Here is a 12,962-nt window from a genome sequence, read left to right on the forward strand (position 1 = left end):
ACGTTTCGTAAGCCTGATACGCGCAGCGCCATCAGGCAAAAAAGCCGGGTGGCGCTGCGCTTCCCCGGCCTACAACGTATTACGCTTTCGGTTTAAAGCGCAGCAGACGGTTGGCGTTACTCACCACGGTAATGGAGGAGAGCGCCATCGCTGCACCTGCGACCACCGGGTTAAGCAGCGTACCGGTCAGGGGCCACAGAATGCCGGCTGCAATCGGGATACCGAGCGAGTTATAGATAAACGCACCCAGCAGGTTCTGCTTCATGTTGCGCAACGTGGCTTTCGAAATCGCCAGCGCATCGGCAACACCCATCAGGCTGTGTCGCATCAGTGTGATGGCTGCCGTCTCAATGGCAACGTCGCTCCCGCTTCCCATGGCAATCCCCACCTCTGCCTGTGCCAGCGCAGGCGCATCGTTAATACCGTCGCCAACCATCGCGACCTGGCGCCCCTGCTGTTGCAGCGTTTTAATGGCGTCCGCTTTGCCGTCCGGCAGGACACCGGCAATGACTTCATCGATCCCCGCCTCTCTGGCGATGGCGTTGGCCGTGGTTGGGTTATCCCCGGTTAACATCACCAGACGGTAGCCCGCGCGGTGCAGTCGTTGTAAGGCATCCACACTGTCCTGACGTAACGGATCGCGCACGGCCAGCAGGGCCGCAATATGACCGTCCACCGCAAGCAGCACAGGGGTTGCGCCCTGCGATGCCTGGGCATTCAGTTCACTTTCCAGCGCTGAAGTTGCTATGCCGTTTTCATTCATCAGGGCCTGGTTACCCAGCAGCAGTGTGTGTCCTTCGGCCTCACCGCTGACGCCTAATCCGCGCAGGGTGCGGAAGTTGTTCACCTGCGGCAGGCTGGCCTCACCGGCTTTCTCAATGATGGCTCGCGCCAGCGGGTGGCTGGAGCCTTGTTCCAGGGCCGCGGCGAGACGCAGCGCGTCAGCCTCCGCGAAGCCTGAGGTATGCACGGATACAACCTGCGGTTTACCTTCGGTCAGGGTACCGGTTTTATCAAAGACCAGCGTGTCGAGAGTGCTGGCGCGTTGCAGGGCGTCGGCATCACGCACCAGCACGCCAAACTCGGCGGCGCGTCCCACGCCGGAGATAATCGACATCGGCGTCGCAAGGCCGAGCGCGCAAGGACAGGCGATAATCAGTACCGTGGTGGCGATCACCAGGGTATAGACAATTTGCGGCGCCGGGCCGAAGAAATACCAGATAGCCGCGCTCAGCAGCGCAATGCCCACCACCACCGGCACAAAAATGGCGGAGATTTTATCGGCCAGCTGACCTATTTCAGGCTTACTGCTCTGTGCCTGGCGCACCATGCGGATAATACGGGACAGCGTGGTGTGGCTTCCCACTGCACTGGCGGTGAACAGCACGCTGCCGTCCTGAACCACCGTACCGGCATGCACGCCATCACCCTGTGATTTCTGCTGCGGAATGGGTTCCCCGGTGAGCATCGCTTCGTCAAACCAGGCTTCGCCCTGCGTAATGTCTCCGTCCACGGGAACGCGGTCACCGGTGGTCAGACGCAGCGTCATACCGGGCTGAACCTCGGCCAGAGGAACGCTTTTTTCTCCGTCGTCAGTGACCACGCGGGCGGTCGGGGGGGTTAAATCCAGCAGCCGCTCCAGCGCCTTTGAGGAGCGCTGACGGGCACGGGCTTCCAGCATATGGCCCAGGTTAATCAGGCCGATGATCATCGCGCTCGCTTCATAATAGAGATGGCGGGCTTCCATCGGGAACCACTGTGGCCAGACGTTCACGCTCATGGAGTAGAGCCATGCCGCACCCGTGCCGAGTGCCACCAGCGTATCCATGGTTGCGGTGCGGTTTTTCAGGCTCTTCCAGGCGCTGGAGTAGAAATGTCCGCCTGCAAATACCATTACACCAAGCGTAATGATACCAATGACCAGCCACAGCGTGCGGTTGTCGTCGGTGACCATCATGTTGTCACCGATCATGCCCCACACCATCACCGGGATCCCGACCAGCAGCGCAACAATGGCCTGCCAGCGGAAGCGTTTCATGGTGGCGATGGCCGTTTCCTGCTGACGTTCACGGCGTTTGGCATCATCTTCGATGGCCTCTGCGCCATAGCCCGCTTTTTCAACGGCCAGCACTAATTCTGCGGCGGAGGCACTGCCCATGACCAGCGCAGTACGCTCCGCAAGATTGACCCGTGCCTGCGCGACTCCGGGTACCGCCTGCAAGGCATTTTGCACCCGGGAGACGCAGCTGGCGCAGCTCATGCCGTTGATCAGCAGCTGTTGGCTGTCATCGATATCATCAGCTGCCGGAAGCTCAGGAGTGGCCGCTGTCAGTGCTTCCGACGGGGATGATGACTCTGCCAGCGGTTTAGCCTTTGGGTGGCTCAGCTCCGCCCCATAACCTGCCTGTTTGATGGTATCAATCAGCGCTTGCGCACTGGCGCTGCCGGTGACGGCGGCGTGATCGATAGTGACGTCAGCGCTTTCGACATCAGGACGCTGTTCCAGACTTTCTTTAACGCGTTTGACACAGTGGCCGCAGGAGAGGCCGTCCAGTGTCAGGTCAATTGTGTGAGACATAACAAAACTCCCGTATAATGAACTGGTCAGTTGTTGACCGGAGTAACGCTTTTCGCTAACTGTTATGAAGGTTAAACCTTCCATCAAGGGGAAGGTCAAGGGGGAAATGTGAATATCAGCGATGTTGCGAAAAAAACCGGATTGACCAGCAAAGCAATCCGCTTTTATGAAGAGAAGGGGCTGGTGACGCCGCCGCTGCGCAGCGAAAACGGCTACCGTAGCTACACGCAACTGCATCTGGACGAGCTGACCTTACTGCGTCAGGCGCGTCAGGTGGGTTTTAACCTTGAAGAGTGCGGTGAGCTGGTGAATCTGTTCAACGATCCAAAACGCCACAGCGCAGATGTAAAAAAAAGGACGCTGGAAAAAGTGGCGGAGATTGAACGGCACATTACGGAACTGGAAGCGATGCGCAAGCAGCTGCTGGCGCTGGCGGAATCCTGTCCGGGAGATGACAGCGCCGACTGCCCGATTATCGATAATCTTGCCGGCTGCTGTCATCGTAAGGCGCAGGCTTAGCAGGCTTTAACCCGAAGCGTAATCCCTTCCACCGCGATGACCTCAACCCGCGTCCCGGTGCTGAGGTCATCGTCGGCCACCACCGGCCAGGAGCTATCGCCCACACGCATATGTCCGCGGCCGTTCACCAGCGCGGTCTCAAGCGTAAAGCGCTGCCCGACGATCTGCTGTCCACGCTGATTGAGATGGGTATCCAGCGGTTTTTGCTCGTTAACCTGACGGTTCAGCCAGCGCCACCACAGCCAGGCGGCCACCAGCGTCAGCACGGCAAACAGCGCGCCCTGCCACGCCCAGTCCAGGGGGAGCAGCCAGACCAGCAGCCCGGTAATCACCGCGGCCACACCGCTCCAGAGCAGATAACCGTTGCCACCAAGCATCTCTGCGGCCAGCAGTAAGCCACCCAGGCTTAGCCAGAAAGCATGAGGATGTGCGACGATCAGCTCAATCATTTTTTGCGCTCGTTTCCGCTGTCTTTGATAAGTTCAGCAATCCCGGCAATGGAGCCCATCAGGCTGCTGGCATCCAGCGGCATCATCACCACTTTGCTGTTATTTGCCGAGCCGATCTCTTTCAGCGCATCGGTATATTTTTGCGCGACAAAGTAGTTCACGGCCTGGATGTCACCGGCAGCAATGGCCTCGGATACCATCTGGGTTGCGCGAGCTTCCGCTTCGGCAGAACGTTCACGCGCCTCTGCCTGCAAGAAGGCAGACTGGCGATCCCCTTCCGCTTTCAGAATTTGCGACTGTTTTTCCCCTTCGGCTTTCAGGATCTCCGCCTGACGCACCCCTTCGGCTTCCAGAATATAGGCGCGCTTGGTTCGTTCTGCCTTCATCTGGGCGTTCATCGAAGCGATAAGCTCCGCAGGTGGGCGAACGTCCCGGATCTCAATGCGGGTGACTTTAATGCCCCACGGGTTTGTCGCTTCATCAACAATGTGCAGCAGACGGGTGTTGATGCTGTCACGCTGAGAGAGCATTTCGTCCAGCTCCATAGAGCCGAGTACCGTACGGATGTTGGTCATCGTCAGATTAACAATCGCTAGCTCCAGGTTGCTCACCTCATAGGCGGCTTTGGGCGCATCAATTACCTGAATAAAACAGACGGCATCGATGGTGACGTTGGCGTTATCCTTCGAAATAACTTCCTGCGAGGGGATATCCAACACTTGTTCCATCATGTTGATCTTGCGACCAATTCTGTCCATGAAGGGAACAATCAGGCTCAAACCTGGCTGGAGTGTATTGGTGTAGCGGCCGAAGCGTTCAACGGTCCACTGATATCCCTGCGGGACAATTTTGACCCCGGCGCCCACAATAACCAGCGCAACGAATATAAGGACAGGAACAACGATAAGCATAAAAACCTCCTGTTTTGCATGCTGTTGATGAGTAAAAATGCATGTTTATTGTTCATCAGTATATCGGCTATCGGGCTGAAATTCGCCTCTGAAAATAGGCTGGGAAGGGACAAAGGATTATGCTACAGACGATTTTTACCAGAAGCGGTTAACGGAAGCGGAATGAACGATCAAAAAAACATATTACATCTCAGGGATGTCGGATTTCGTGTTGGGGGAAATACGATCCTTCAGCACGTCGAATTTTGCCTTTCACCGGGCGAGTTTAAATTAATCACCGGGCCGTCAGGCTGCGGCAAAAGCACGTTATTGAAAATTGTGGCTTCACTGCTAAGTCCTACGGAGGGAACCGTTCTGTTTGAGGGCAACGATATTGCGACCCTCTCCCCGGAACGCTATCGCCAGCAGGTCTCTTATTGTGTACAGACCCCTTCACTGTTCGGCGAAACGGTCTATGACAACCTGATCTTCCCGTGGCAGATTCGCCAGCAAACGCCGGAGCCGAATAAATTTATCGCTGACCTGGCCCGTTTTGGCCTGGCGCAGGAGACATTGACAAAATCCATTAATGAGCTCTCCGGGGGCGAAAAGCAGCGCGTTTCGCTGATTCGTAACCTGCAGTTTTTACCGAAGGTGCTGCTGCTGGACGAGATCACCAGCGCGCTGGATGAGGCCAACAAGCGCAACGTGAACGACATCATCCATCGCTACGCCAGTGAACAAAATATTGCCGTGCTGTGGGTGACGCACGACGCAAATGAAATTGCCCATGCGGATGATGTCATCACGCTGCAGCCGCAGGGTGGGAAATGGCAGGAGGCAAACCATGGGTGAGCATAATATCACCAACGCATCGCTGGCGTTTTCCATGGTGCTGGTACTGGTGGCGATTTTAGTGAGCTACCGGGAAAAGCTGGGGCTGGAGAAAGATATCCTCTGGAGCATCTGCCGCGCGGTGATTCAGCTCATCATCGTTGGCTATGTGCTGAAGTACATCTTTAACGTCAACCACGCGGTGCTGACGCTGCTGATGGTGCTGTTTATCTGCTTCAACGCAGCGTGGAATGCGCAGAAGCGCAGCAAATATATCGATAAGGCGTTTGTCTCGTCATTTATTGCCATTACGACCGGGACCGCGCTGACGCTGGCGGTGCTGGTGCTATCTGGCTCTATTGAGTTTACGCCGATGCAGGTGATCCCCATCTCCGGGATGATCGCCGGGAACGCCATGGTGGCGGTAGGGCTGTGCTACAACAACCTTGGCCAGCGCTTCAGCAGTGAGCAACAGAAGCTGCAGGAGAAGTTAAGCCTGGGGGCCACGCCAAAAGTGGCGTCGGCGCGGCTGATTCGTGAGAGTATCCGCGCGTCGCTGATCCCCACAGTGGATTCGGCGAAAACGGTCGGACTGGTGAGTCTGCCGGGGATGATGTCAGGGCTGATCTTCGCTGGCATTGATCCGGTGAAAGCGATCAAATATCAGATCATGGTGACCTTTATGCTGCTCTCCACGGCGAGCCTGTCGACCATCATTGCCTGTTATCTGACGTATAGGAAGTTCTACAACGCGCGCCACCAGCTGGTGGTCACACAGCTAAAAAAAGCGGATTAAGCCTGTTTGTGTAGGCCCGGTAAGCGTGAGCGCCACCGGGCATTTTTTTTAGTAGAGCAGCGCGTACAGCTGACGACGGTACTTCGAGGCCAGCGCATCGCCGGTACCCAGCGCGGCCAGGATCTCCTGGAACATTTTCCGCGCCTGACCGTCTGCGGCAGCCAGATCGTTTTGCAGGTGGCTGAACAGCAGTTCCAGGGCCTCTTCATTTCGACCCACCTGGTGCAGCTGGAGTGCCAGCTGGCTTGCCAGCGCTGCGTCGGCCGGGTTATCGGCAACCTGCTGCTGGAGCTGCTGTATTTCCGGGGTATCCGCCGCCTGTTTCAGCAGATCAATTTGCGCCACCAGGCCCTGATAGCGGGTGTCCTGATCCTGCAACGGGATCGTTTTTAGCACGGCTTCGGCATCTTCTGAGCGGTGCAGGGCAATCTGCGTTTCAGCCAGCAGCAGGCCAATCTGGCTGTTCTGCTTAGAGAGCTGCCAGGCGTCTTTCAACAGCGGCAGGGCTTCGTCGTATTTACCTTCCTGCATCAGCGCCATGGCTTCCTGCGCTTTTAGCTCCTCCTCACGCGGCAGCACTTTATCCAGCAGGGCGCGGATCGTCTCTTCAGGCTGCGGTCCCTGGAAGCCATCAACAGGCTGTCCATTCTGGAAAAGATAGACCGTGGGGATGGCGCGCAGGCCAAACTGTGAGGCCACCATGGGTTCTGCATCACAGTCCAGTTTGGCGAGAATAAACTGGCCATTGTATTGCGCGGCAAGGCTTTCGAGGACCGGCGTCAGCTGCAGACAGTGTTGGCTGCGTTCAGACCAGAAGTAGAACAGTACCGGTTTAACCATCGACTGTTCGAGGACCTGTTGCAGGTTTGCTTCAGTAATATTGACGATATTCTGTACGGACATGCGGCATTCTCTTTTATCGGTTTGTTATTTACATGGGGGTGAGCGTCGTCGCTTCAACTCAACCGTGTAAAATTTTGTCCATCATCCGGCCCGGCAGCAGACGTTTTAACCAGCCTACGGCATGGGTGACCAGCGTTACCGGATAGCGCATTTTTGGGTTATCGCTCTCAAAAGCATGGCGCACTTTCGCGACAACCGCTTCCGGCCCAAGGGTAAAACGTGCGGCGATGCCGGGGTTTTCGACCGGTTTGTCCGCCTGCGTCTGGTTGACGTTATCCGTAAAACGGGTGCGGATGGGGCCGGGTTCAATCAGGCTCACCTTAATCCCGCTGTGACGCAACTCCATGCGCAGGGCGTCCGACCATGCTTCCAGCGCATATTTGCTGGCGGCATACGCGCCGCGGCCGGGGGTAGAAATCAGCCCCATCACCGAGGAGGTCATCACGATACGCCCTTCACCGTGAGGCAGCATCGCCGGAAGCAGGCGCATGGTGAGCTGATGCACACCGAAAAAGTTGCTGGAAAACTGTTGTTCAAGCTGTTCGCGGGAGATCGTATTCAGCGGGCCATAGAGACCGTAACCGGCATTATTGAACAGACCGTACAGACGGTTGCCGGTAAGGGCGATCACCTCATCGGCGGCGCGTTCAACGCTTTCCGGTGAGTCCAGATCCAGCAACACGCTGGTGAACCCCATCCCGTTGAGGCGTTCCACATCGTCAGGTTTACGGCAGGCCGCCAGCACCTGAAATCCCTGACGCTTTAATTCGAGCGCGCTTTCAAGACCAATTCCGCTGGAACATCCTGTAATTAAGACCGATTTTTGCATAACTTTACCTGTCAGGATCTCCGCTTAATCAGGAGTCATGGTTAACTAAAGGAGCCAGCCGCGTTGCCATCCAGTCGGCAATAAACGGCTGTGCATCGCGATTGGGGTGGATCCCGTCATCCTGCATCCAGTTGGGTTTGAGATAGACCTCTTCCATGAAAAATGGCAGCAGCGGAATATCAAACTCGTTGGCAAGCTTAGGGTAGATCGCGCTAAAGGCTTCATTATACCGACGACCGTAGTTGGCGGGCAGGCGAATTTGCATCAGCAGCGGCTGGGCGTTCGCCGCTTTAATGTCCTTCAGGATGGTGCGCAGGGTTTGTTCCGTTTGCTGAGGCTGGAAGCCACGCAATCCGTCGTTACCGCCCAGCTCCACCAGCACCCATCGCGGTTGATGCTGTTTGAGCAAAGCCGGCAGGCGCGACAAGCCCTGTTGCGAGGTATCACCGCTGATGCTGGCGTTGATAACAGACGTTTTGCTCTGCCATTTTTCGTTGAGCAGAGCCGGCCAGGCCGCACTGGCCGCCATACGATAGCCTGCGCTGAGGCTGTCGCCGAGAACCAGTAACGTGTCCGCTGCCGCCGCGCGGAAAGTCATCAGAATCAAAAACAGGAAGGGCAAATGCCAGCGGAAAACATTGTTGAAGTTCATCGTCTTAAGAAGTCCGTCGGTCAGGGGGAACACGAGCTTTCCATCCTCACCGGAGTTGAACTCGTTGTCAAACCTGCCGAAACCATTGCGCTGATTGGCGAATCCGGTTCCGGTAAGTCCACGCTGCTGGCTATTCTGGCCGGACTGGACGACGGCAGCAGCGGCGAGGTTAACCTGGTCGGACAGCCGCTGCATCAGCTTGATGAAGAGGCGCGTGCCGCGCTACGTGCCCGTCACATCGGCTTTGTGTTTCAGTCCTTCATGCTGATCCCCACCCTGAACGCGCTGGAAAATGTTGAGTTGCCCGCGCTGCTGCGCGGAGAAAGCAGCCGTGAAAGCCGCGATCATGCGAAGGCATTGCTGGAACAGCTGGGGCTGGGGAAACGCCTTGACCATCTTCCGGCGCAGCTTTCCGGTGGAGAGCAGCAACGCGTGGCGCTGGCCCGCGCATTTAATGGTCGCCCGGAGGTACTGTTTGCCGATGAACCCACCGGGAACCTGGACCGTAAAACCGGCGATAAGATTGCCGATCTGCTGTTCTCGCTCAACCGGGAACATGGCACCACGCTGATTCTGGTCACGCACGATCCGCAGTTGGCCGCCCGCTGCGATCGCCGCCTGCGGCTGGTCAACGGTGAATTGCAGGAGGAAGCATGATTGCCCGCTGGTTCTGGCGCGAGTGGCGCTCGCCTTCGCTGCTGATCGTCTGGCTGGCGTTAAGCCTGGCGGTGGCCTGCGTGCTGGCGCTGGGCAGCGTCAGCGATCGCATGGAGAAGGGGCTTAGCCAGCAAAGCCGCGAATTTATGGCGGGCGACAGGGCGCTGCAAAGCTCGCGCGCCGTCCCGCCAGGCTGGATCGACGAAGCGCGCAAGCGGGAGCTCAAGGTCGGGGAGCAGATAAGCTTCCAGACCATGACCTTTGCCGGTGACACGCCGCAACTGGCCAGCGTCAAAGCCGTGGATGATATCTACCCGATGTACGGTGAACTGCAGACCAGCCCGCCAGACGTCAAGCCGAAACCCGGTACGGTGCTGCTGGCACCGCGACTGATGGCGCTGCTGAACCTGAAAACAGGTGACAGCATCGACGTGGGGGACGCGACGCTGACCATTGCCGGGGAGGTGGTTCAGGAACCCGATTCCGGCTTCAATCCGTTCCAGCTCGCCCCACGCTTGCTGATGAACACCGCAGACGTGGCAAAAACCAACGCCGTCCAGCCGGGGAGCCGTGTCACCTGGCACTATAAGTTTGGCGGCACGCCTGCGCAGCTGGAGGCGTATGAAAAATGGCTTCTGCCGCAGTTAAAACCGGAGCACCGCTGGTACGGGCTTGAGCAGGATGAGGGCGCGCTCGGCAAGTCTCTTGAACGCTCTCAGCAGTTTCTGCTGCTCTCGGCGCTGTTAACCCTGCTGCTGGCCGTCGCGGCGGTAGCCGTGGCGATGGGACACTACTGCCGCAGCCGTTACGATCTGGTGGCGATCCTCAAAACCCTTGGCGCGGGCAGGGCGCAATTGCGGAGGCTGATTGTTGGCCAGTGGCTGATGGTGCTGGCGCTGTCGGCCGTCACCGGTGGGGCGACAGGTCTGCTGTTTGAAAAGCTGCTGATGATGCTCCTGAAACCGGTACTGCCTGCCGCGCTGCCGCCAGCAAGCCTCTGGCCGTGGCTGTGGGCGATTGGCGCGATGACCGTGATTTCATTGCTGGTGGGGTTGCGCCCGTACCGTCTCCTGCTCGCCACCCAGCCGCTGCGCGTGCTGCGCCGCGATGTGGTGGCCAACGTCTGGCCGCTTAAATACTACCTGCCGGTGATGATAGCCGTGGTGATCGGGCTCCTTGCCTGGCTGATGGGCGGGAGTACCCTGCTGTGGGCCGTGCTGGTCGGGGCGGTGGTTCTGGCGCTGCTGTGTGGCATGCTGGGCTGGATGTTGCTCACTGTTCTGAAAAGGATGACGATTAACTCCCTTCCCGTGCGGCTGGCGGTGAACCGTCTGCTGCATCAGCCGTGGTCAACGCTGAGCCAGCTTTCGGCGTTTTCGCTCTCGTTTATGCTGCTGGCGCTTTTGCTGGTGCTGCGCGGCGATCTGCTGGATCGCTGGCAACAGCAGCTTCCGCCGGAAAGCCCGAACTATTTTCTGAGCAATATTGCTCCAGAACAGGTGACGCCACTGAAGGGTTTTCTCTCTGAGCATCACATTATTCCCGAGTCGTTCTATCCGATCGTGCGTGCGCGCCTGACGCAGATCAACGGTCAGTCGACGGAGGGAAATAAAGATGAGTCGCTCAACCGTGAGCTAAACCTGACCTGGCAGGAGAAGCGCCCGGATCACAACCCGATCATCGCCGGAAGCTGGCCGCCAAAGGCCGGGGAAGTGTCGATGGAAGAGGGGCTGGCAAAGCGTCTGAATGTGAAGCTGGGAGATAGCGTGACCTTTACCGGCGACACGCAGGATTTCAGCGCCAGAGTGACCAGCCTGCGCAAAGTGGACTGGGAAAGCCTGCGGCCAAACTTCTTCTTTATCTTCCCTGTCGGGGCACTGGATGGACAGCCGCAGAGCTGGCTCACCAGCTTCCGCTGGGAGAACGGCAACGGCATGTTGACGCAGCTTAACCGGGAATTCCCGACGGTCAGCCTGCTGGATATTGGCGCGATACTGAAACAGGTCGGTCAGGTGCTGGAGCAGGTCAGCCGCGCGCTGGAGGTTATGGTGGTACTGGTGACGATTTGCGGCGTGCTGTTGCTGCTGGCACAGGTGCAGGTTGGCATGCGTCAGCGTCATCAGGAGCTGGTGGTCTACCGTACGCTGGGAGCCGGCAAGCGCCTGCTGAGGGCTACGCTGTGGAGCGAGTTCGCCCTGCTGGGGCTGGTGGCAGGCCTGGTGGCCGCCATTGGCGCAGAGGCGGCGCTGGCAGTGCTGCAGTCGAAAGTCTTCGACTTCCCGTGGGAGCCAGACTGGCGCCTGTGGCTGACGCTGCCGGTGTGCGGTGCGCTTTTGCTTTCGCTTTGCGGCGGCTGGCTTGGAACGCGGCTGTTAAAAGGCAAGGCATTGTTCCGCCAGTTTGTCAGTTAGTTCACAGATGTGATGGTTGCGTACCGGTTTAAATGCTGGTGCGCAGCCCGTTAACAGCACAAATCGATAATACCCACTCATTTAGTAGCACAAAACATTAAAAACCCGCCCACACAGCCCGATTATTTCCAGTTAATATTCACACGCTAAATATTTAGCAGCGTGTCTATTAAGGAAAAATAATGACTATAAAAACAACCGCGCTGGCGACAGCTATTGGCGCAGCAGTGGCATTAACCTCCTTCGCATCTCAGGCGGAAATCACAGTTCTTAAGCAAGATCCTCAGGCGGGTAACCCGCTGAGCCGTCTGAACTTTACCGTTGGCGGCAGTATTCGTCCTCAGTTCCAGAACATGACGGGCGACGACGGTAAAAACAGCTACAAACGTAACGGTTTCGACGGCGGCACCCGTTTCCGTTTTGCGGCAGATTACTATCTGTTCGACGACATCAGCTGGATCAGCTACTACGAACTGGGTGTGAATATCCCTGCCCAGTTCAACTGGGATCATCATTATGCTGAAGGTGCTCACGACACCACGCGCCGTATGCTCTACACCGGCCTGAAGAGCGACACCTGGGGTACGCTGACCTTCGGTCAACAGAACAGCGTGTACTATGATGTGGTGGGCGTGAAAACCGATATCTGGGACTACGACATGATCGGTCAGGCACCAGGTAACGGTATCAACGGCGACTACGATGGCTCTTATCGTTCACGCAATATGCTGAAATATAAGAAAACCGTTGGCGATGCTGATATCTACGCCTCTTACCTGTTTGAAGACAGCGAATACCTGCCGGGCAACGGTCTGCGCTACAAGCGTAAAGGCGGCGGTTCCCTGGGTATCGATTACCACCTGACCACCGATCTGACCTGGGGCGCGGCATGGAACTACACCCGTGCAGATATGCGTAACCCGGACAACGGCGACAGCAAAACCTATGACCAGAACATCCTCGGTACCGCGCTCAGCTGGACACCGGATAACTGGACCTTCTCTGCTGGCGGCGGCTGGTACCAGAACTTCCTGACCACCAAAAAAGTGTCTGTTAACGACTACTTTGCCGGTGACGCATGGGGTATCGAATACTTCGCAGGGTACAAATTCCCAATCAATCAGTATGCTGTTAAATCCATCCAGCCATACTTCATGGGTGACCGTATCGAGTACGTGAACGGCCGTAACTACCAGCGCATCGACAACGGTGTAGGTATCAGCTTCCAGCTGGACTACGGTTTCCGTGTGGATTACGAACACGTGTTCACCTCCAGCACCGACAACCTGGGCGATATGAACCTGGTGCGTCTGCGTTACGACTTCTAAGGTCGAAGCACAGGGTGCGGTCTGATGCCCTCACCCTGACCCTCTCCCACAGGGCTGAGGGTTCCCCAGAAAAATGAAAAGCACGATGAAGTGTGATCTACTGGTTGCGCTAACAA

Annotated in this window: 12 protein-coding genes; 6 read left to right on the forward strand and 6 right to left on the reverse strand. The window is 57.3% G+C overall.

All coding sequences use genetic code 11. From position 1 onward, the window contains the following. Positions 1-79: 79 nt before the first annotated feature. Positions 80-2,578, reverse strand: coding sequence for a copper-exporting P-type ATPase CopA (gene copA / locus ACOTZF_RS15680; protein WP_038982812.1), 2,499 nt, complete (start codon positions 2,576-2,578; stop codon positions 80-82). 108 nt (positions 2,579-2,686) lie between these two features. On the opposite strand from copA, the gene cueR reads away from it, so the two are divergent. After that, positions 2,687-3,097, forward strand: coding sequence for a Cu(I)-responsive transcriptional regulator (cueR, locus tag ACOTZF_RS15685; RefSeq protein WP_013095907.1), 411 nt, complete (start codon positions 2,687-2,689; stop codon positions 3,095-3,097). Here the strand turns inward: cueR and ACOTZF_RS15690 are convergent. After that, positions 3,094-3,546: an NfeD family protein gene (locus tag ACOTZF_RS15690; protein WP_129317923.1), complete on the reverse strand. Its 453-nt coding sequence runs from the start codon at positions 3,544-3,546 to the stop codon at positions 3,094-3,096. The two genes, cueR and ACOTZF_RS15690, sit on opposite strands and share 4 nt — an antisense overlap. Beyond that, on the reverse strand, positions 3,543-4,457 hold the full coding sequence (locus ACOTZF_RS15695) for an SPFH domain-containing protein (RefSeq protein WP_008499312.1): 915 nt from the start codon (positions 4,455-4,457) through the stop codon (positions 3,543-3,545). Before ACOTZF_RS15695 ends, ACOTZF_RS15690 begins: the two co-directional genes overlap by 4 nt. 162 nt (positions 4,458-4,619) lie before the next feature. On the opposite strand from ACOTZF_RS15695, the gene fetA reads away from it, so the two are divergent. Together fetA and fetB are read left to right on the forward strand one after the other, a co-directional pair. Further along, positions 4,620-5,291, forward strand: coding sequence for an iron efflux ABC transporter ATP-binding subunit FetA (gene fetA, locus ACOTZF_RS15700; protein WP_038982815.1), 672 nt, complete (start codon positions 4,620-4,622; stop codon positions 5,289-5,291). Continuing rightward, complete coding sequence (gene fetB / locus ACOTZF_RS15705; protein WP_020685020.1) at positions 5,284-6,066, forward strand: iron efflux ABC transporter permease subunit FetB; 783 nt, start codon at positions 5,284-5,286, stop codon at positions 6,064-6,066. The genes fetA and fetB overlap by 8 nt, the downstream gene beginning before the upstream one ends. 48 nt (positions 6,067-6,114) lie before the next feature. Here fetB and ACOTZF_RS15710 read toward each other — a convergent pair whose 3' ends face one another. The 3 genes from ACOTZF_RS15710 to tesA are packed head-to-tail and all read right to left on the reverse strand — an operon-like array spanning position 6,115 to position 8,450. Next, positions 6,115-6,969 carry a co-chaperone YbbN gene (locus ACOTZF_RS15710; protein ID WP_045902396.1) on the reverse strand — a complete coding sequence of 285 codons (855 nt, stop codon included), beginning with the start codon at positions 6,967-6,969 and terminating at the stop codon, positions 6,115-6,117. Between the two features lie 58 nt (positions 6,970-7,027). Continuing rightward, positions 7,028-7,798 carry an SDR family oxidoreductase gene (locus ACOTZF_RS15715; RefSeq protein WP_013095912.1) on the reverse strand — a complete coding sequence of 257 codons (771 nt, stop codon included), beginning with the start codon at positions 7,796-7,798 and terminating at the stop codon, positions 7,028-7,030. A 28-nt stretch (positions 7,799-7,826) separates the two neighbouring features. After that, positions 7,827-8,450: a multifunctional acyl-CoA thioesterase I/protease I/lysophospholipase L1 gene (tesA, locus tag ACOTZF_RS15720; protein ID WP_013095913.1), complete on the reverse strand. Its 624-nt coding sequence runs from the start codon at positions 8,448-8,450 to the stop codon at positions 7,827-7,829. Between tesA and ybbA the strand changes: the two genes are divergently transcribed. The 3 genes from ybbA to ACOTZF_RS15735 all read left to right on the forward strand — a co-directional run bounded on the left by ybbA (position 8,421) and on the right by ACOTZF_RS15735 (position 12,846). Continuing rightward, positions 8,421-9,107, forward strand: a complete 687-nt coding sequence (gene ybbA / locus ACOTZF_RS15725; protein ID WP_013095914.1) for a putative ABC transporter ATP-binding protein YbbA — start codon at positions 8,421-8,423, stop codon at positions 9,105-9,107. The genes tesA and ybbA overlap by 30 nt on opposite strands. Continuing rightward, positions 9,104-11,518: a putative ABC transporter permease subunit YbbP gene (gene ybbP, locus ACOTZF_RS15730; protein WP_129252915.1), complete on the forward strand. Its 2,415-nt coding sequence runs from the start codon at positions 9,104-9,106 to the stop codon at positions 11,516-11,518. Before ybbA ends, ybbP begins: the two co-directional genes overlap by 4 nt. A 182-nt stretch (positions 11,519-11,700) precedes the next feature. Next, a complete protein-coding gene (locus ACOTZF_RS15735) occupies positions 11,701-12,846 on the forward strand; it encodes a porin (RefSeq protein WP_013095916.1) in 1,146 nt (381 codons plus the stop codon). Positions 12,847-12,962 lie beyond the last annotated feature (116 nt).

It is taken from the genome of Enterobacter cloacae complex sp. SHL021 (assembly GCF_049237765.1).
GTDB classification, from domain to species: Bacteria; Pseudomonadota; Gammaproteobacteria; order Enterobacterales; family Enterobacteriaceae; genus Enterobacter; species Enterobacter cloacae.

Excerpts from the sequence above, each read along its gene's own strand:
- copA (WP_038982812.1), bottom strand. The coding sequence starts at position 2,578 with ATGTCTCACACAATTGACCTGACACTGGACGGCCTCTCCTGCGGCCAC.
- ACOTZF_RS15690 (WP_129317923.1), bottom strand. The coding sequence starts at position 3,546 with ATGATTGAGCTGATCGTCGCACATCCTCATGCTTTCTGGCTAAGCCTG.
- ACOTZF_RS15695 (WP_008499312.1), bottom strand. The coding sequence starts at position 4,457 with ATGCTTATCGTTGTTCCTGTCCTTATATTCGTTGCGCTGGTTATTGTG.
- fetA (WP_038982815.1), top strand. The coding sequence starts at position 4,620 with ATGAACGATCAAAAAAACATATTACATCTCAGGGATGTCGGATTTCGT.
- fetB (WP_020685020.1), top strand. The coding sequence starts at position 5,284 with ATGGGTGAGCATAATATCACCAACGCATCGCTGGCGTTTTCCATGGTG.
- ACOTZF_RS15710 (WP_045902396.1), bottom strand. The coding sequence starts at position 6,969 with ATGTCCGTACAGAATATCGTCAATATTACTGAAGCAAACCTGCAACAG.
- ACOTZF_RS15715 (WP_013095912.1), bottom strand. The coding sequence starts at position 7,798 with ATGCAAAAATCGGTCTTAATTACAGGATGTTCCAGCGGAATTGGTCTT.
- ybbA (WP_013095914.1), top strand. The coding sequence starts at position 8,421 with ATGCCAGCGGAAAACATTGTTGAAGTTCATCGTCTTAAGAAGTCCGTC.
- tesA (WP_013095913.1), bottom strand. The coding sequence starts at position 8,450 with ATGAACTTCAACAATGTTTTCCGCTGGCATTTGCCCTTCCTGTTTTTG.
- ybbP (WP_129252915.1), top strand. The coding sequence starts at position 9,104 with ATGATTGCCCGCTGGTTCTGGCGCGAGTGGCGCTCGCCTTCGCTGCTG.
- ACOTZF_RS15735 (WP_013095916.1), top strand. The coding sequence starts at position 11,701 with ATGACTATAAAAACAACCGCGCTGGCGACAGCTATTGGCGCAGCAGTG.